15 protein-coding genes and 1 pseudogene are annotated in these 18,307 nt (G+C 64.1%); 10 read left to right on the forward strand and 6 right to left on the reverse strand.

All coding sequences use genetic code 11. The features are described from left to right. The first annotated feature begins 144 nt into the window (after window positions 1-144). From OG326_RS10390 to OG326_RS10405, 4 genes and pseudogenes are all read left to right on the forward strand, one after another. On the forward strand, window positions 145-3,747 hold the full coding sequence (locus tag OG326_RS10390; RefSeq protein ID WP_327144415.1) for a hypothetical protein: 3,603 nt from the start codon (window positions 145-147) through the stop codon (window positions 3,745-3,747). Beyond that, window positions 3,744-4,514 (forward strand): hypothetical protein, encoded by a 771-nt coding sequence (locus OG326_RS10395; protein ID WP_327144416.1) that lies wholly within the window; start codon window positions 3,744-3,746, stop codon window positions 4,512-4,514. Before OG326_RS10390 ends, OG326_RS10395 begins: the two co-directional genes overlap by 4 nt. A gap of 442 nt (window positions 4,515-4,956) precedes the next feature. Next, window positions 4,957-5,424 (forward strand): DUF6301 family protein, encoded by a 468-nt coding sequence (locus OG326_RS10400; RefSeq protein ID WP_327144417.1) that lies wholly within the window; start codon window positions 4,957-4,959, stop codon window positions 5,422-5,424. 270 nt (window positions 5,425-5,694) lie between these two features. Further along, a pseudogene (locus tag OG326_RS10405) lies at window positions 5,695-6,018 on the forward strand (zinc finger domain-containing protein); the annotation flags it as partial. 64 nt (window positions 6,019-6,082) lie between these two features. Here the strand turns inward: OG326_RS10405 and OG326_RS10410 are convergent. Next, window positions 6,083-6,427: a hypothetical protein gene (locus tag OG326_RS10410; protein WP_327146431.1), complete on the reverse strand. Its 345-nt coding sequence runs from the start codon at window positions 6,425-6,427 to the stop codon at window positions 6,083-6,085. A 332-nt stretch (window positions 6,428-6,759) separates the two neighbouring features. On the opposite strand from OG326_RS10410, the gene OG326_RS10415 reads away from it, so the two are divergent. The 4 genes from OG326_RS10415 to OG326_RS10430 all read left to right on the forward strand — a co-directional run bounded on the left by OG326_RS10415 (window position 6,760) and on the right by OG326_RS10430 (window position 10,918). Beyond that, a complete protein-coding gene (locus tag OG326_RS10415; protein WP_327144418.1) occupies window positions 6,760-8,163 on the forward strand; it encodes a hypothetical protein in 1,404 nt (467 codons plus the stop codon). Window positions 8,164-8,171: 8 nt separating this feature from the next. Beyond that, window positions 8,172-8,654, forward strand: a complete 483-nt coding sequence (locus OG326_RS10420; RefSeq protein WP_327144419.1) for a hypothetical protein — start codon at window positions 8,172-8,174, stop codon at window positions 8,652-8,654. Window positions 8,655-9,554: 900 nt separating this feature from the next. Then, a complete protein-coding gene (locus OG326_RS10425) occupies window positions 9,555-10,073 on the forward strand; it encodes a hypothetical protein (RefSeq protein ID WP_327144420.1) in 519 nt (172 codons plus the stop codon). A 173-nt stretch (window positions 10,074-10,246) separates the two neighbouring features. Next, on the forward strand, window positions 10,247-10,918 hold the full coding sequence (locus OG326_RS10430; RefSeq protein WP_327144421.1) for a carbohydrate-binding protein: 672 nt from the start codon (window positions 10,247-10,249) through the stop codon (window positions 10,916-10,918). 93 nt (window positions 10,919-11,011) lie between these two features. On the opposite strand, the gene OG326_RS10435 is transcribed toward OG326_RS10430, so the two are convergent. Next, complete coding sequence (locus tag OG326_RS10435) at window positions 11,012-12,514, reverse strand: MFS transporter (protein WP_327144422.1); 1,503 nt, start codon at window positions 12,512-12,514, stop codon at window positions 11,012-11,014. A gap of 90 nt (window positions 12,515-12,604) precedes the next feature. Between OG326_RS10435 and OG326_RS10440 the strand changes: the two genes are divergently transcribed. Beyond that, entirely contained in the window at window positions 12,605-13,261 is a 657-nt protein-coding gene (locus OG326_RS10440) for a TetR/AcrR family transcriptional regulator (protein WP_327144423.1), read from the forward strand. 251 nt (window positions 13,262-13,512) lie between these two features. Here OG326_RS10440 and OG326_RS10445 read toward each other — a convergent pair whose 3' ends face one another. The 4 genes from OG326_RS10445 to OG326_RS10460 are packed head-to-tail and all read right to left on the reverse strand — an operon-like array spanning window position 13,513 to window position 17,113. Next, window positions 13,513-14,370, reverse strand: a complete 858-nt coding sequence (locus tag OG326_RS10445) for a metal ABC transporter permease (protein ID WP_327144424.1) — start codon at window positions 14,368-14,370, stop codon at window positions 13,513-13,515. Then, complete coding sequence (locus OG326_RS10450) at window positions 14,367-15,260, reverse strand: metal ABC transporter permease (RefSeq protein ID WP_327144425.1); 894 nt, start codon at window positions 15,258-15,260, stop codon at window positions 14,367-14,369. Before OG326_RS10450 ends, OG326_RS10445 begins: the two co-directional genes overlap by 4 nt. 5 nt (window positions 15,261-15,265) lie before the next feature. Then, window positions 15,266-16,147 (reverse strand): metal ABC transporter ATP-binding protein, encoded by an 882-nt coding sequence (locus OG326_RS10455; protein WP_327144426.1) that lies wholly within the window; start codon window positions 16,145-16,147, stop codon window positions 15,266-15,268. Between the two features lie 27 nt (window positions 16,148-16,174). Beyond that, window positions 16,175-17,113, reverse strand: coding sequence for a metal ABC transporter solute-binding protein, Zn/Mn family (locus OG326_RS10460; RefSeq protein WP_327144427.1), 939 nt, complete (start codon window positions 17,111-17,113; stop codon window positions 16,175-16,177). A 295-nt stretch (window positions 17,114-17,408) separates the two neighbouring features. On the opposite strand from OG326_RS10460, the gene OG326_RS10465 reads away from it, so the two are divergent. Further along, window positions 17,409-18,224, forward strand: a complete 816-nt coding sequence (locus OG326_RS10465; protein WP_327144428.1) for an alpha/beta fold hydrolase — start codon at window positions 17,409-17,411, stop codon at window positions 18,222-18,224. Window positions 18,225-18,307: the final 83 nt, after the last annotated feature.

The raw sequence follows: 18,307 nt of genomic DNA on the forward strand, positions 1-18,307 counted from the left end.
ATTGTTGGTCACTTACCGCCAGGTGTCGCAACGCTGACCCTAAGCTGAGTACAGCGAAATTGACTGTGCCGCATCAAAGAATCGTAATGGTGCACCGGCGGCTGGATCGATATCCACGGCGGATATTGCCGTGGGATCAGTTGTGTGCCTGAGTTGTTCGATACGCGGCATAGCATCATCGCCGAACCCACCCCCCAATTTGACGGCGCGCGCATTCATCAGCTACTGACGCCGCTTCTACATCCCAAAGCCGAAGGCACCCAGCGCAAGCCGGTTGCCTTCGGCTTTCTTTATCACATATCGGAGTTTGCCATGGCAGTACCGGTTGGCCCTTCAGTCACAACCACCAATGACTGGGGCCAGAAGGTGACGACCACTCACCTGTCGGACGGGACCCTTCAGGTCGTCACCCAGGACGGTGGCGACGAGGGCGCCCATCGGCCCACGACCAAAACCGAAATCGTGCAGGACCCGGCCTGGGCAAATGTGTTCAGACCACCGCAGGATCAGGGGAAACCGCTACCCCCGCCGTACAAACCGAGGCCGTCTATCAGTCCAACCGAGCAGGCGATCCTCGGTGTCGACGCGAATGGCAATCCGACCACTGCCAGTGATCTACCGCCGACGACAATGAATCCGTACGATCCGAGCGGCCTCCTGGGCATTCAACTCGACGCTCACGGAAAGCCCATTGTCCCGGACAAGCCCTCCATCCCTTCGGGTGATAAGCCGGGTGGGTCGGCGGGCAACCAGAATACGGGCGGTCTTGGTGCGTCGCAACCAGATCCGGCCCTTGCCGACAAAATCAAGGGAATATACGGCTCTCCGGGTTCTACGGTGACCACGGGGTTGGGAACGAAGACAACCAAGACGGTCCAAAGTGATGGAACCACGATCATCACCACTCAGGGCGGCGGCTCCGACGGCGGTGACCGCCCGTGGATTCGAACGGAGATCGACTTCCCCGCGGAGTCGGGACGCCCTCCATTGATCGGCTATGGCGAGAGTGCCGTAACAACCGGGTACTGGACCAATCCTGATGGCACGACAACGACCCTTTTGGATCGCAATGGGCAGCACGAAGTACGCATCAACGGTCTGACAAACCACACCCCCTGGTCGCAAACTTATGACACCGACGACAAAGGCAACGTCGTCACCGCAACCAAGGTCGACGGGATAACGACCACTCAGAACAGTGGCACTCCCGGAGTGGCGAAGACGTCCCAGCGCCTGCCCGATGGTAGCGATCGGACGGTCACCACGGTCGATGGAAATATTGTCGCGATCGATAAATATGGGCTCGACGACAAAGGGAAATTTGTTCATACCCAAACAACTTACGATCCGAATGGCCTGGCAACCGTTACCCAGTTCGACAACCCTCAGCCGGGAGCCCAGAAGGTCACCCAACAACAAGGAAACGGTCAACTCGACACCCATTACGTCTACCCGGATGGAACGCACACCCCGGGCGGCCTCGACAGCCCCCCTGAGGATCGCGACGGAGTCCAAGGTGGGATCGACACCGTCAAGGGAATCTGGCACGACGGGACCATCGTCCTCGACACACTCCACAACATCTATGTCGCCCCGGTGGAAGACGCGATCGACCCCGGCACCAATCACCAAGCCCCAACACACGGCATCATCGAGACGGGACTCGCGGCTCTCGATATCGGCCTGCTCGCCGCCGACGGTCTCGGCGCGGCCGCTTCGGCTGTCGATCGCGCCGCCGCCATCGGCGCTGGTGCACGTGCAGCACGCGATGCGGTATTAGCAGGCGCGACCAAAGACGAAGCACTCGCCGCCGCTCGCGCTGCGATCAAGGACTACCGGAACGTACCGTCGGGCCTCGGTGACGGTACCGGCTTACCGCGCGGACACGGACCAAATCCTGACCTTCCGAATCCGAGTTCGCCGAATGTGGACGGTGCGGGACTGAACCCGCACGAAGCCCCTCCCACCGGAGACCGCCCCACCGCACCGGGTGCTGGCGGCCGGGGCAACGGTCTTCCTGATCCGGCCCCGAATGCGGATGGGCTTACCGACCGCACTCTGCCTGGCGAAGCCCCGGATCCGAATGCCCCGGACCCAGAGCTCTCACCGAACGACCCGAGCGCACAACCGAATACGTCGGGCCTCAACCCCACACCGCTCGACCCCCTCCTCGACGCGATGCAACAAGACTTGGGTGCCACCTGGGAGCAGGGCAAGAACCAGTTCCAACAATTCCTCGCGAACTCGAGGGCGAAACTCGACACCACCCTGGACGCAATCCTGGAACGGCAACCGGCCCTTGCCGGCGTCGTCAACAGCATCCGAAACGCCGAAGAAGGCCTCGGGCTCGGCGGAACCGAAGCAAGAAACGCCGGAGGCGCTTCCCGTGGTGGCGACCTCGATTCCCCCTCCAGTGGAGGGGGCGGTGGGGGGCGTGGTCCGGGCGACCGCGGACCCACAGACCCGCCCCCACAAGATGGTGGTCTCGGAGACGAGACTCCCGAAGATCGCCCGGCGATCGAATACAGGTACAACAGCGAGGACGGGCTCTGGTACGGCTACGACATAAACGAAAAACCACATGCGATGCCGAAAGGTGTTCAGCCGTTAGAGGGCGGAAGAAGCTGGCATGGCCCCAAACCCAATGGGGAAGGCAGTGGCTATGTCACGAAAGAAGACTGGGCAGTTTTCGGTCGAAGGCCGCGCCGCTATAGGGGCCAGGAATACACGGACCTCGCTGAGGAAGCGCGCAAAGCTACTCCTATACCGCCCGGCGCATCCCCCCACATGCTGCGAATCGGCGAGAACGGCGTCGAGGCCAGGGCTCTTCCTGGAGCGGATACGCTCAAGTCGCAGGCGCGGCGGTTTATCGGGGAAGGGCTGGACAGAGCCGAGATCGAAGTAGAAAACGTGGACAGGGCCAAGGTTGGTCGGGACCAGCAGACGATCGTCTCTGAGCAAGGATCCATCGGTGTGCGAATGGCTGACGGGACGACGGTAACAATCAACCCGGACTTCATCGTCTACGACCCTGAAACCAAAACAGTAAAGATCATCGACTCGAAGTTCGGCAAGGGCGCCGTCTATACCGACAACCAACTCGACGCATACCCCATCCTGGCAAAAGGAAACGTCAAGCTCAGCGATCTGAAGCTGTCGCAGTCTGTCAAGGACAAGCTCAGAGACCAGGGCATCAAACTGGATACTCAAATCTCTGGCGTCGAGACGCACCCGTGGAACAATGGCATCATGCCGGATCCGGCGGTCCTCGCCCGCGCAACAACAGATTTCGCAGACTCCGCCGCAGCCCTCCAGGCGGCGGGTGGCGAGCTTGGTGAATCTGCATCCCAGGCCTTGGCGTTTCTGAAGACATGGAACCAGGAGGCCAGTGGAGAAATACCCGGCAAGACACCACTGAGCTTCCCGATCGTCCCGGGAAAGAACCAACTCGGACCGATTGCGCTGCCTATATCGTCAACATTGACTCCGGCGATGCTAGGCCAGCGGCCCATCGACCCGGGCGCGTGGATCACAGGCGTGATTCGGAGCGGCTTGTCCGGGCTCGACAACGTGGCCGCTACTGTGTTCTCCAATGTTGCTCTGACCCAAGCGATCAATCCCATGGTATCCCAACGTAACGTCGACCAGTCGCAGACGATCACAATCTCGGTCCAAGGCACTGACCAGATTGTGGATGCGGATATCCGGAAGTGCCGGGCGTATCTCCCGTTGGGGCGACGGCTTTGAGCACCCACGATACGCTGGCGGGTGCGAACTATGAAGGGCGGAAAGCATTGGCTACCAGTAAAATTAAGAAATTTCAACAGTTGCTATCGGCCGAACTCTCACCCGCACTGGCGGACCAGGGGTTCCTGCCGGGGTCCGCTCCCCGAGGCATGGAGGGGTTGTGGTTCGCAAGCAAAAGCCCCTCCCTCCCGCACGCCACCGCGGCCGTCAAGGTCGTGGTGGAATCCAGAAGAGATTGGCTGGGTATGTCCGCGTACGCGCACTTGACATCTGACGCAGTAGCGGAAATTGTCCGCAATATGCCCGACCCCGCACGGGCGGCGGACAGTTCAGACGACAGCCCTTATCTCGGTTCTATCGAGTTGGTTGGTTTCGCTAGCTTTATCAAGCCGGCTCCTGCAGGCGAGTTCCTATTGGTCAATCCGTCAAGCGTCCCCCGCGCAGCCGATTGGTTCCTGCAATGCGTTCGTGGCCCCGTGGCGGAGTGGTTTCTTCAGCGGGACAGTGTGTCGAAGCTTGTCGATCTCGCCAAATTCCCGACGGCAGCGGCCGTAGACCGAAAGAGCCCCAGTTCGATGCGGCTGCGGGCGACGGTGATCCTCTGTGCACTGGAGGGCCGGTTGGCCGATGCTGCCGGGCTGATGAGGTGGTACTTGACAGAAGGACGATTCGACGGTCTCGATTCCCCGGAGCAGGCGTCAGCTTTCGATATTGCTCTGGGACAGCAGTTTCCAGGATACGCGGAAGCCCGAAAGATGATGGACTGAACAATCGTCGTCTTCGCTGGAGGCGCAGGGCGATCAGCTGCCGTCGACGAGAGCAGTATCTGTTTGAACCTGTTGTTGCACAGATGGATTGCGACTATGCCGCTGATACAGCGGGTCCAATTCTGAACAGGGAAATCCAGAGGCCGCAGCGATCGACCCCCAGTAGGTAGACAGCCAGCGAAGAACAGCGAGGCTGTTTGACATCCCCGGCTGCCCTCGGGACAGCTGGGGACACGCCTGAACCCAACGAGAACAACCAATTGGTTATGCAAATCTCGATCTCGCTCCATCCGGCGCTCAGCTGAAGCCCATCCCGCCGAGGCGGGAGAACCGTGCAGCCGCCAGATGAGTGGCCTGGTTCCGCTGACTACACCCACGGCATGGTTGACGGCAGCCATGGAGGCTGCCGTACCGCCAACCCACAACGAAATAGCATTCATTCATGCAGGTCGATATCCAAGGCGCGGTCGAAATCGCGCGCATCGCAACAGAACCCGACTGGGACTGGAGCACCGACGGACTTCGCCGGTTCTGTGCGGCCGCAGGCTGGGAGATCACCAATCAAAATGGTTCGGGCAGCGCATCGCTTCGAACCACCCTGAGAGTCGGTCGACCTAAGTCGCGCGTGTACGGCAACCCACGCAAGACCAACCTGATCACGACCTTCGTCACCGATGTAGCCGACCCCGCTACGCCGGGCCTGAGCGACTGGCTGGCTGGCACATTCGACCAGTTACGTGCCGCCTTCACCACCATCCTCGGGGAGCCCAGCCGATACGAACCCGGCCGCGAAGCGACGATCTCATGGGACCGGCCGAACCTGACGATAGAGCTGTCCATGATCTGGCAGGCGATCTCTATGCGTCTTGTAAGGCCGGACGGCTTCTTCGGCATCAACTACCAGGAATGATGGGAGCCGGGTCATACGACAGTCTGGAAACGCCGCCGGTCCGAGATATCTCAGACCGGCGGCCCGATGCATCGGCAGCTCATACCCCCCGGCCAGAGCAGTGCCTTGCTTGGCCATCGCAACTCCACCCCGCAGCCTTCGTCGACGCACTTGAGGAGGGCACCCATCTGGCGTGTTGGCACCTGGACGTGGGTACCCAGGGACGGCTGGCGTAGCAGTTGGTTGCACTGTTTTACAGGTCGGATAGGGTGAACTAATTCAATGTCTACCGGTGTCGGCAACGTCTACCGCGCGGAAATTCTGTTCCGCCACGGCATTTCACCGGATCGTCCCGGTGTGCAGCTCACTTATGAAGAGTGGCAATCGATCTGGTTCGACCTCGTGGACCTGATGAAGGTGGGCGTCCGCCGCGGCGTCATGGTCGTGGTCCGCCCCGAACACGACCACGGCGCCCCCTCCTATGCTGCCGACCGCCCCCGCACCTACGTCTACCGCCGCGCCGGCGACCCTTGCAGACTGTGTGGCACCACAGTCCTGCACACGGTCCTCGAGGGCCGAAACTTGTTCTGGTGCCCCGCCTGCCAGCCATCCTGACGGAGCGGGCGGACGCCGACACCGTGACCATCGCGCGGCAGGGGTGGTTGGACCGACGCCGCTGTCATCGTGACCGCATTTCAACCGTCGCGTCGGGCGGAATGATCCACCGCGCGTAGGTATCGTGCGGAGCGACTGTGATCACATCAACCATACGCACCAGTTCGCCGGGCACGGTTCCGCCGAAATGTTCCAGGTTCGGTACGACCACCGCTTCGGCATCCATCCGGCGGACGACGTCGATCAGCCGCTGAACCGGGTCCTCGACGCGGTCGCTGAACACCACGGTCTTGGCGAGGGCGTAGCCGAGTCGTTTCGCGAGGCTGCGGCTTTGCAATTCGTCCCACGGCTGACGTACGCCGGACACATCGCTGCGCAAATAGCCTATGGCTGTTGGGATTTCGAACATGGTCACCACCGCCTGATCGGCACGTAGGTGCGTTCGTGTTCCACCGCGAGGCGGGACAGGATGTCAGCGACGCTGGCCCCGGCACGGTGTCGAGCCGGATGGGTTGTGCGACTGGATGATAGGGCGGCCGCAAGAAGCACCGTGGCAGTCAGTGCGAAGGCGAGAATGAGGTCCATATCGGGCTCCTCCGGGGTCCGCTCGATGGTCGTGGTGAGCGCCTGATCGGGTGCTGCAATCAGCGTCTCTCCGCAGTTGCCGCGAATGAAGGTGACGCAGGTGCACGCAGGTATACGCTCGGTTCACGCATCTCCCGCAAATGCGAGGTAATGGGTATGCAAGAGGCATGGACCGGTGCCGACGCGACCGCGCTGCGCATGGCGCTCGGTGTTCCCCAACTCGAGTTCGCCACGCGCACCGGCGTGGCGCTGAGCACGGTGAAGAAGTGGGCGCGGCGTGGAACGACTGTCACGCTGCCGCCGTTCTTCGCCGAGTTGATGGATACACACCTCGCTCGTGCGACCCCGCAGCAGCGTGCTCGATTCCTAGACGCCAAACAGGAATGCATCCAGATCGTCCTTCCCGGCGACACCGATGATCGGACTGATTCCACTGCCGCACAGTGGGAACCGGGCATATGGACCGCCGACTGCGGGACGATCGCCGACGACCTCGCCAGAAAGGACCTGATGCTGGATCGCCGCCAGGCTGCCCGCGCCCTCCTCGGGGTGGTTGTCGGAGCCAATCTGCTCGAACCCATGGAACGCTGGTTGCTCTACGGAGCCGGCCAGGCCCCCGACCCGCCAGCGATCACGACGTATCGGGTCGGGGTGCAGGAGGTCGAGCAGTTGGAAAACGCCGCGCGTGTATTTCGTGAATGGGACGACCAATACGGTGGGGGTTTGCGCCGCAAAGCCGTCATCGGTCAGCTCAGTGAGGTCAATGAACTGCTCACACACACTCAACCTTCGGAGATTCGCCGTCGCCTCACGGCCGTGCTGGCGCATCTTTCCGAAACTGTCGCGACGATGTCGTGGGACTCCGGACAACAAGCCACCGCTCAGCGTTACTACGTGCTCGCGGTCCGGGCAGCATCTGCGGCAGGGGATTCGGCATTCGCCGCCAACGCCCTCGCTGGCATGGCTCGACAACTGCTGTACCTCGGCCGCACCGCCGACGCCCTGGAGCTCGTCCGCCTAGCGCAGGAACGGGCCGCCACCGCGCCCCCGACAGTCCAGGCGATGTTGCGCGCTCGCGAAGCGTGGGCCTACGCACACCTCGATCGCCCCTCGGCGTTTCACCGGGCCTGCGATCGAGCGCAGGAATCGATGGCCGACGCGACACCCTCGCTCGACCCCTATTGGATCGGATACTTCGACCACTCGGAGATGGCTGGCACCATCGGCGGGCGTCTGCTCGAAATGGCGCAGCGCACACCAGAATTCGCGAGCGAGGCCGTCGAACAGATAGACAGGGCAATCGAGCTGCGGCAACCGAACCGGTTGCGCAGCACGGCACTCGACCAGCTCGGGCTGGCGGAAGCCCGGCTGATTCAGGGCGAGGTCGAGGAAGCATGTCGTCTCGGGCATGCCGCCCTGTCCACGGTGGAACAAACCGCGTCCGATCGCGTGCGGGTCAAACTGCGGGAGATGTTCGCGCGTACCGAATACGTGGCGAACGTCCGCGCCGTGACGGAGTTGCGGGACAGAATGCGCGCGCTGGTTGCCGACCCGGTATAGAAGTGGGCATGACTCGCATCGGCGTCACCGGGCACATGAACATCACCGCGGATTCGGTCCCGCTGGTGTACGCGGAGATCGTCCGCCTCCTCTCTGATGCAGGAGATCCGGCCGAACTGATCGGTGTCAGCTGCATCGCGCGTGGGTCCGACAGCGTCTTCGCGCAAGCCGTGCTCGATGTCGGTGGTCGGCTGGAAGTTGTTCTTCCGTCCCGCAATTACCGGGAGCGCAAGGTGAAGCCGGACCATGCCGACCTGTTCGACATGTTGATGTCCCGCGCGGCGAACGTGCATGTGATGGACTTCGACGATGCAGGCACAGAGGCCTACGAAGCAGCCAACGAGTCCGTCGTTGGAACATGTGACCGGCTGATCGCGGTGTGGGACAGTCAGCCGAGCGTGCAGGGCGGAACCGGTACAGTCGTAAAACTTGCCAAGGACAGCAACATTCCCGTCGATATTATCTGGCCGAACGGCGCGGCTCGCAGTTGATAGCCAATCTGTTCGGATCAATCCTGAGTGTGGTTGATATTTCTAGGCGCTACGATCGACATCAAATAACAGCTTGCCTGCGATCAAAGAATGTAGCGCCCGCGCCGACACTGAGTACACGGCTTCGCCGCGTCTCTGCGGAATGATTCTGCTAACTCTAATGTGGGGACATTATCACCGCTGATGAGAATGAACCGCGGATCGTCGGCGGGTTCGGCGCGAATAGGCATGTTGGACATCCTCCCAAACATGCCCGTGTAGCACTACCAAATTGCGGTCCTATTGCGGCTCGTCAAGTCGCGGTCGAACAGCCGAAGGTCTTGTTCGTGGACTCGGCAGGGATGGAAGGTCGTATCCCTTACTCCTGGGAGTCTTTTTTGCGACAAGGTTCGCTGACGGGGCGGTACGCATCGTTGCGTGGTGGTCGTGGTCTCCCGAACGCGACCTCTGCGCCATCCAGCGCACGCTTGTGTAAGGCCGAAATCTCGGCTGGTGTCCGCCATCTGCCGAGCTGAATTTCGGTCCCGGTTGGAGGGAACTTGTCCGCTGGGGGCGACGCATGTACGGGGGACGTCGGACGCTGGTCGACCGCCAGGGTGATGGGGCACGTTTGTCGATCATGTTGCAGTCCAATCGGTTCCGCGCAACTCCGGCTTCCGTCGCCGAGGGACTCGATTCGTGGTTCCGGTAGGGATTTAATCTGCGGGTTTTTATCGATAGACGGTGGCATGGCTGTCTACCTAAGTTGGTCACACGCCCAGGTGATCTCTGGTGGCTTGAGTTCCCGCTGGTGCGAGAGGTTTTGCGGTACCGGTCGAAGTGCTGCGTGCACGACGATGCGGGGGGATGCTTGTCGGGGATCGCCGGGGTGGAATATCCCCACACGAGAGCAGCTATTTCATGCGAAACACCCTTTTGATCACCGGTTTCATCGGTATCGCACTTGCCGTTGGCGCTGGATCCGCTGCGGCGGAGCCGCTTTCGGTGGACGATGCGAGTGCGGCACCGGCTGACACCACTACAGTTGCGGCCCTGCCGCCGGGTGAGGCCTGCGCGCAGAGTTTCCTCAGCGGGTGGGCCAGGTCGGCGGTCACCGGCTCGGCCACCGGTTCGGCGACCGGCTACCTCGCCGGATCCTCCGCCGGGCCCCAGAGTGGTTCCGCCACTGGACTGGCTACCGGGATTGTCTCCGGGTTGGCCAGCGGTTCCGGAGGCGGACTCGCCAGCTGCGCCCTCGGCGAGCTGGGCAACGATCTGCCCGACGTCGCTACCGGCTCGACCAGCGGGCCGGGGCGTGGATACCTGACCGGCTCCGCAGGTGGCTTCGCTGCGGGCTCGAGCGATGGCCTGCCGAGCGGGCTGGGGCGCAGTGTTCTGGCAGGGCTGCTCGGTGCGGCAACCAGCGGTTCGAGTCGTTAGTCCTTCGCACCAGAACAGATTTCGGCGCTCCATCGCCGCGCCCGGACCGGCTGCCGGCATGTCCGATAGCACCGTCTGCCGCCTTCTGAAACTGTCATCGTTCGGTTGTCGGTGGGCGTTGCTAGTGTGCGAATTCCCTGGAGAACAGGGAAGGCATGAAGGATGGAGAAGCAATGCGGTACAAGGGGATTCGTCATGCGGGGACGGGGATCGTTGGTTTGGCCGGAGTGGTGTCCGCGGTAGTGGTGGGCAGTCCCGCTGGGTCAGCGGATATCACCGGCAGCGGTATCACCGTGCAGGGCGATGCGCACCAGACCGGTACGAGCTACAGCGTTTGTGTGCTCACTCCGGACTCGGCCAATGCGTGGGGGCAGATAACCACGAGGGTCAATTACTACGACGGAGATCAGGACCTCGGATTCAATACCGCCAATCCCGGCGCCGCCAACATATGCGATAACTGGACCCCTGCGGCAGAGGGTACGCACAACCTGCACGCGGTTCTGTCCTGGACCACTGTCGATATGTACGGCATGCCCACCGAGCACACCAGTTCCACCGACACGGTTGCGGTGCTCGTATCCGCGCCGGTTACCACTCCGCCGGCGACGACCACACCGCCGGTGACGACGACTCCGCCGGTCACGACCACACCGCCGGTGACCACTACTCCGCCGGTGACGACCACGACGACACCGGTGCCCGAATGGCAACTGAACGCGCACTACAACGTTGGTGACTTCGTCACCTACGAGGGCGTGAAGTACCGCTGCATCCAGGCGCACACCGCATACGCACCCAACTGGACTCCGCCGCTCACGCCCGCGCTCTGGCAGCAACTCTGAATTGCCGGCCGCCCACTCGGTTCACGATTCGACTCGTAACCGGTGGGCGGCCTGCCCGGTATGGTGCTCTGCACCGTCGCTCTCAACTATTGATCAGAGGCTCGTTGAGGCTGTGGCGAATTCACCGGCGCTCGCCAGGGCGCTGTCCTCCTCGATCTCGTGCTGGGTCAGGCGGCGGCCGGTGTGGCCCAGGCCGAATACCGCCAGCAGTGCGGCAAGCGCGAAGAAGACTGCGCCGGTGAGGAAGGCGATGCGGTAGGCGCCTTCGGCGGGCAGGGCCACGACCGCGCCGTTGGCGAGGGAGTGGCGCAGGGTGTCGCTGGTGAGGATGGTGACGACCAGTGCGCTGCCGATGGCGCCGCCCACCGTACGCATGATCGAGTTGATCGAGTTGGCGATTCCGGTCTCGTGCGGCGCCACATTCGCGACGAGCAGTGCGGGCATGGCGGAGTAGGCGATGGCGATCGCGGAGTTCGCGATGACCAGTGCGACAACAACTTCCACGCTTGTGGTGTGGAGCAGGGCCAGGGCGGTCAGGGCGCACAGGCCCAGGACGCTGGCCAGCAGCAGGACGTAGCGGGGGCCGATGCGCCCGACCAGGCGGCCGGCGATCGGGCCCATCAGCACCGAGGCGATGGCGCCGGGCAGCATGAAGGCCACACTGGTGCGGAGCACCGAGGCGTCGAACCCGAATCCGGTCAGTGCGCGCGGCGTCGCCACGAAGTAGGTCGCTCCCAGGAACACGCTGAACATCGCGAAACCGACGCAGAAGCTGGCCAGGTTGGTCACCGCGACCGGACGATGCGCCAGCAGGGCGGTCGCCACCAGCGGCTCGCGCAGCTTGGACTGCAACAGCAGGAATCCGGCCAGTACGACAATCGCGGCCACGAACAGCCCGATCACTTTCGCGCTGCCCCAGCCCCATTCGTGGCCCTGGGAGATCGGCAGCAGCAGGCAGACCAGGCCGAGGCCCAGTACCGCGGCGCCCACGTAATCGACGCGGCCGCCCTGGCCCGCGCGGCGCGGCAGGGTCAGGAACGCCAGCACCAGCACGACCGCGGTGAGGATGACGCACAGCCAGAAGATGCGACGGTAGTCCGCGCCGCCCTGTGTCAGCAGACCCGTCGCCACCAGGGCGACACCGCTGCCCACGCCCAGGGTCGAGGCGGTGACGGCCAATGCTCCGGTCAGGCGCTCGGCCGGAAGCTCATGCCGCAGCACGCTGATGGCGAGCGGGAACAGGCCGAAACTGGCGCCCTGCAAAGCCCTTCCGACGATGAGCAGATCGATGCTGTGTGCCGACGCGGCCAGCACGCTGCCGGCCAGTGTCACCACCAGAGTCGCCAGCACGACCGGCTTGTGGCCGTAGACATCGCCGAGGCGTCCGAGCAGCGGCGTGAACGCCGAGGCGGCCAGCATCGTCGCGGTGGTCACCCATCCGACGGTCGTGGCCGAGACGCCCAGCTGCAGACCGATCTGCGGCAGTGCGGGGACGGGCAGCGTCTGGACCAGGGCCAGCAGAAATACGGTGCTGGCCATGGTCAGCACGATCGCGGTCGGCGAGGAGGTGCGCCGAAGCTCGAGCGGGGAGGTCATTCGGAGGACCCTACGCCGGAATCGACACAGTGTCGATTATGATAGACGCCACGTCTACTAAGGGAATGGAAATCGCTCTATGGTGAGGTCATGGCGCAGCAGGGCGGACCCAAGGTGAACCAGACCCGAGGCACGGCCGAGGGCATCCGGCGGCGCGGCACCCTCTCGAAGGGCGATCAGCGCGAAGCCCAGATCCTGGACGCGACCCGCCGCCTGCTGACGAAGAAGCCGATGGCCAAACTGACCGTCGACGACATCACGCACGCCACCGACATCTCGCGCACCAGCTTCTACTTCTACTTCCCGTCCAAGCAGGCGGTCCTCGCGCGCCTGATGGAAGACGTGAGCGACAGCTACGCCCAAACCCACGTCTGGCTGCCCTCCACCGGCCCGCAGCGCGAACTCCTGCACGCCCAGCTCATCGGGGCGGCCGAGGTCTGGCACGACAACAGCGCGATCCTGGTCTGCTCACTGGAGGGTTACGACAGCAGCTATCCGCCGCTGACGGAATTCATCGCCGCCATCCAAGCCCGATTCACCAGCGCACTGGCCGCCAAAATCGACCGCGACCGCGCAGCCGGGCTGGCGCCCGAGGGCATCGACTCGGCAACCCTCGCAACCCTCGTCGCCCTGATGCGCGACGGCCGCCTCTCCCAACTGTCCGCTGCGCCCCGGAACGACGTGACTCAGGGCATCGACGACCTCGCCGAGGCAATCCTGCGCCTGATCTACGGCCGCCTGGATTGACGGAACTGCGGGGCGGGCCGAGGAGGATCGGAAGAATCCGGCCTGCGCGGTCAAAGATCGCACCAGGGCAACAATTTTTGCCGCAATGACAAGATCTTTGACCGCTCAGACCGCCTGAGCACCCGAAATCCCCTAGCGGGCAAGTGAAACGATCCCGCCCCATGCTCGACCACCAGATCCCCGCCGGTGAAGGCGTCGGCTTTCTCCGAATCCTGGTGGCGCCGATGAAAACGATGCCCGAGGGGTGGGGTTCAGGCGATCGATGGTCCGGGGTCGGCTCGGTGTCGGCGGAGATGGTCGAAGCAGACCGCGGCCAGGTAGCAGGATGTGGCGACGGACATGATGGTGAAGCTGGCGGGGGCGGCGGCGAAGCGGTAGGACAGGGCGATTCCTGCCCAAACGGCGGCTACGGCAAGTAGGGCGGATATCCAGAATGCTCGCCATGGGCGGTTCGTGAGCCGTGCGGCGGTGGCGGCGGGGGCGGCCAGTAGTCCGAGAACGACTATGGCGCCGACCAATTGGGTGGCTTCGGCGACGGTGGCGCCGACGATCGCCAGGAATATCGCGCCGAGGAGGCGGACCGGGACGCCTGCCACGGCCGCGACGGCGGGATCGACCGTTGCGAACAGGAGTGGGCGCGATATGGCCAGTAGTACCGCGGTGGCGGCGGCCGCGATCAGGGTGGCGGTAATGGCGGCGGTGGCGCTGATCCCGAAGATGCTGCCGAAGAGCACATTCACGTTGGCGCTGCCGTTACCGCCGCTGCGGTGGGTGGTGTAGTAGGCCAGGAACAGCACGCCCAGCCCCAGTATCCAGGAGAAGAACGCGCCGATCACGACCTCGTCGGTGCCACCGCGCACGCCGCCGACACCGAGTGCCAGGCCGACCGCCACCGTCGCTACGAAAAGCCCTGCGCGCGGGTTGATTCCAGCGGCGAGCGCCGCCATCGCACCGGTATACGCCACGTGGCCGAGCGCGTCACCGGCGAAGACTTCGCCGCGCTGCACGACGAAATAGCCTGCCAGCCCGCACAATATCGCCACCGCTGTTCCGGCGAGGAGCGCATGGTCGATGAACGGATGCGCCAGCATGGTCGAGACGGCGTTCACACGGGCACCTCCGCACGGCGGGTTCCGAACAGGTGAATCTGCCCGCGCCGATCGAGCCACGCTCTCAGGCCCGCGCTTGCCAGATAACACGCGAAAGCGAAAGTGCTGACCCAGAATCCGATCGGATACGGGGAGAAGTACGCGAATCCCATGCCCAGCCAGGTCACCAGGACGGCGATCGCGACCGACATCGCGACGCCGCGCCCGGGATGGCTGGTGAGCCGGTGCGCGGCGGCCGCCGGCGCCACCAGCAGTGCGAACACCAGCAGGCTGCCGGTGACCTGGCTGGTACCCGCCGCCGCGACGCCGAGCAGCAGCATGAACGCCGCCCCTATCGGTCGCACCGGAACGCCCTGGGCCGCAGCAGTTTCCGGGTCGATCGAGGCCCACAGCAGCGGCCGCCCGAGCAAGGTCAGTACCAGCAGGCACGGCGCGGCCGCGATCAGCAGCACAGTGACCTGTTGCGAGGTGATGCCGGCAATGGTGCCGAACAGCAGATTGGTCAGTCCGGATAAGAAGCCCTTGTAGAGGCTGACGAACAGCATTCCCGCGGCCAGCGCGAACGCCTGTACGGTGCCGATGACGGCCGACTGCTCGCCGGAGCCGCGCGAGCGGGTTGCCGGGGGCAGGGCCGCGATCACCAGCGCTGTCCCGACACAGGCCGCGAAATACCCGTACCCTGCGGCGATTCCGAGCCAGGTGGCCGCGGCCGCGCCCGGGAAACCGACCATGGCCAGGGTGTGCCCGGCGAAGCTTTCCCGCCGCAGCGCCATCATCCAGCCGATCGCTCCGGCCACCACCGCGACGATGGTTCCCGCACGCAGCGCATTGACCATGAACGGATAGGACAGCAGCTGCCGCAGATCCTCCACGAGGTTCCAGGTCGCCACCGGGTTCACTGTTCGGGCCCCGCGGCGGAATCGGAGATGCCGTGCCCGGCCGGCACATCCGGCTGCCCGACCACGAACAACCGCCCGGTGCTGTCGCGCAGCACCTCGATCCGGATGCCGTACAGCGCCGAAAGTCTTTCCCCGGTAATCACTTCCGCGGGCGTACCGGTCAGAGCCTGTCCGTGCGCCACGTATACGAGGCGATCGAGGTAGGGCAGGATCGGGTTCACGTCATGGGCGACCATGACGACCGCGACGTGTTCCTGTCGGCAGATGTCGCGGATCAGCGCACTGATGCCGGCTTGGCTGGGCACATCCAGGCTGTCGAGAGGTTCATCGAGCAGCAGCAGTCGCGGGCGCCGGATCAGCGCCTGCGCGATGAGCAACCGCTGCTGCTCACCGCCGGAGCACTGCCCGATCGGGCGATGCGCGTATGCCTGCGCTCCGACCAGTTCGATCACCGCTCGCAGGCGCTGCTGTCGTGCCCGATATCGTTCGGGCGTAACGAGTTTCGCCAGCCAGGGAATCGGCGTTCCCCAGCGCGCGCCGTCCAGGCCGAGGCGCACGATATCGATGCCGCGAATCCGCACGCTCGCATCGAACGCGCGTCGTTGCGGCAGGTATCCGATGCGTGAATTGTGCTGTCCCGCAGGGCCGCCGAGCACCTCGATGCTGCCCGCCACCGTCGGGGTCACACCGAGAATCGTCTTGATCAGCGTGGATTTGCCCGCACCGTTCGGGCCGAGCACGGCAATGAACTGCCCGGGTGCGATATCGAGGGATACCTCCGACCAGATGGTCCGGCCGCCGACCGCTGCCGCGGACCCCCTCATGCGGACCACGGGAGCGGGGGCGGAATCCGTTGGCGGAGCCTCGATATCGTTCATCGCGGCCCGCACCTTCGTGCCGGTCATCTACTTGCCGGTCGCCCTGTGCAGTGCGTCTTCCAGCGCCTGCAGCTGACCGGTCTGCCAATCCTGGAACGTGGCGTTCTCCGGGGAGAGGGTTTCGGTCACCGTCGTCTCCGCGATGCCCTGCCTATTGACCGCGTCGACCTGCGCCTGCACATCGGGGGTGCTGTTCTGGCTGTTGTAGACGTAGACCTTCACCGTTTTCGTCGCGATCTGCGCATCGATGGCCGACTTGTCCGCCGGTGCGGGATCGGTGCCCTCGCTGATCGCCTTCAGGAAGGTGGGCGGCGTGATCAGGTTGAGCCCCAGCGCATCCGAGAGCGGGGAGAAGATCGACTCACTCGCGCCTACCGGGGTGCCCGCGTACTTGGCCTTGATATCGGCGATGAGGCCCCTGTACTTCGACAGCGTGGCGTCGAGGAACTGCGTCTTCTGCGTGTCGAAGTAGGCGGCGTCGGCAGGGTCGGCCTTCTTGTAGTCGTCGGTGATCGCCTCGACCACCTTGGTGACCGAATCCGGTGAGTACCACTGGTGCGGGTTGCCGTCGTCGGCGACACCGAGTTGCTTACCGATGTCGAGCTCGACGCGGTCTTTGCCGGGGTTGGCCGCCAGCAGTTTGCCCGACCAGGCGTCGTAGCCGATCCCGTTGGCTATCACCACTTTTGCGCCCGCGATCGTGCGTGCGTCCGCCGGTGTCGGTTCGTAGGCGTGTGGATCGGTGTCCGGGTTGGTGATGATGCTGCTCTCGTGCACCTTGTCGCCGCCGAGCTGGGCAGCGATGCTGCCCCAGGCATTGATCGTCGCCACCACCTCGAGCTTCCCGCTCCCGCCGCCCGTATCGGGGGAGGTGGTCGACGAACCGCACCCCACCACGACCGCGGAAACCGCGACCGCCCCCAGTGCCGCCGCCATCACGCGCTTGCTGTTACCCGGTCGAGCCATGGTGTGTCCCTCATCAGATTTTGAAACTGGCAATCATTATCATTAAGGTAACAGCCGGATCGCCGATCATCCAAGCGAGCTTGACGTGTCCTCTGAAGACCGGGCGAACATCGTCGACCACTCGGTCGTCATCTTCTTCAACGACCTGGCCACACCCCCGGCCCCCGCCCCGGATGCCCCGCCCCTGCCGCCTGATTGATTCACCGCGCTCGCCTATCGACCGCCGAATTCGGTATCAGCGGGCGTGTCAGGTCGGGATCAGGGCGGTGTCAGCCGGGTTGGCGACAGTAGTCCTATGCGAAACACAGTGAAGAACACGAGCGACTCGATCTGGACCGGAATGGTTACTGTCGAGGACACCGCGCTGGCCGTCACCGATACCGGGGGGCCCGGGATTCCCGTGATCTACCTCAATGGCCAGTTCGCCACTCAGGGGTACTGGCGGAAGGTTGTCGAGGACCTCGGTCCCGGGTTTCGGCATATCACCTTCGACGAGCGGGCTCGCGGCAAGAAGTCGAAGGATTCGGCCGACTATTCGTTCGAAGCGTGCGTTCGCGACGTCGATGCGGTGCTCGCAGCGCGGGGTGTGGATCGGGTGCTGGTGGTGGGCTGGTCCTACGGTGCGTTTGTCGCGGCGTACTGGGCGAGCCGGAATCCGGACCGTGCCATCGGTGCGGTGCTGGTCGACGGGGCCCAGCCGAACGATTGGCTCGATGACGCCATGGAGCAGCGGATTCGGAAGCTGTTCAAGCGGATCGGCTGGTTCGCGCCGCTGCTGCGGCCCACAGGCCTGGTCCCGCGATTGAACGCCGAGCAGATGGCGGAGTGCAATATCGAACTGGGCAGGGTGGCCCGCGAGCGCACGCTCGGTCCGGTGCTGGACGCGATCACCGTGCCGACGCGGTACGTGCTCGCTTCGGGGGCATCCTTCGGAAGCAAGGGTGAGGAGCAGGAACTCATTCGTGCCAGCCTCGACGGGGTGACCGCCCGCAACTCGAACATCGAGATCAGCGCGAAGGTCGCCAGCAATCACGATGCGATCTTGAAGAAGGACTTCCATGCCGTCGGCGACGCCGCACGCGAGGTGGTCGCGGCCGCAGGCGCGGCCTGATGGACTCAGGGCGAGAACCGGCGGTGGACCGGGTGGGGACAGCCATCAGGAATGGTGGCGGTCTCCACCGGGTTCCATCTGAT

It is taken from the genome of Nocardia sp. NBC_01327 (genome assembly GCF_035958815.1).
GTDB lineage: Bacteria > Actinomycetota > Actinomycetes > Mycobacteriales > Mycobacteriaceae > Nocardia.

Coding starts and splice junctions, on each gene's coding strand:
- OG326_RS10435 (WP_327144422.1), bottom strand. CDS start 12,514: ATGACCTCCCCGCTCGAGCTTCGGCGCACCTCCTCGCCGACCGCGATC.
- OG326_RS10410 (WP_327146431.1), bottom strand. CDS start 6,427: ATGTTCGAAATCCCAACAGCCATAGGCTATTTGCGCAGCGATGTGTCC.
- OG326_RS10415 (WP_327144418.1), top strand. CDS start 6,760: ATGCAAGAGGCATGGACCGGTGCCGACGCGACCGCGCTGCGCATGGCG.
- OG326_RS10465 (WP_327144428.1), top strand. CDS start 17,409: ATGCGAAACACAGTGAAGAACACGAGCGACTCGATCTGGACCGGAATG.
- OG326_RS10420 (WP_327144419.1), top strand. CDS start 8,172: ATGACTCGCATCGGCGTCACCGGGCACATGAACATCACCGCGGATTCG.
- OG326_RS10460 (WP_327144427.1), bottom strand. CDS start 17,113: ATGGCTCGACCGGGTAACAGCAAGCGCGTGATGGCGGCGGCACTGGGG.
- OG326_RS10425 (WP_327144420.1), top strand. CDS start 9,555: ATGCGAAACACCCTTTTGATCACCGGTTTCATCGGTATCGCACTTGCC.
- OG326_RS10430 (WP_327144421.1), top strand. CDS start 10,247: ATGCGGTACAAGGGGATTCGTCATGCGGGGACGGGGATCGTTGGTTTG.
- OG326_RS10455 (WP_327144426.1), bottom strand. CDS start 16,147: ATGAACGATATCGAGGCTCCGCCAACGGATTCCGCCCCCGCTCCCGTG.
- OG326_RS10400 (WP_327144417.1), top strand. CDS start 4,957: ATGCAGGTCGATATCCAAGGCGCGGTCGAAATCGCGCGCATCGCAACA.
- OG326_RS10440 (WP_327144423.1), top strand. CDS start 12,605: ATGGCGCAGCAGGGCGGACCCAAGGTGAACCAGACCCGAGGCACGGCC.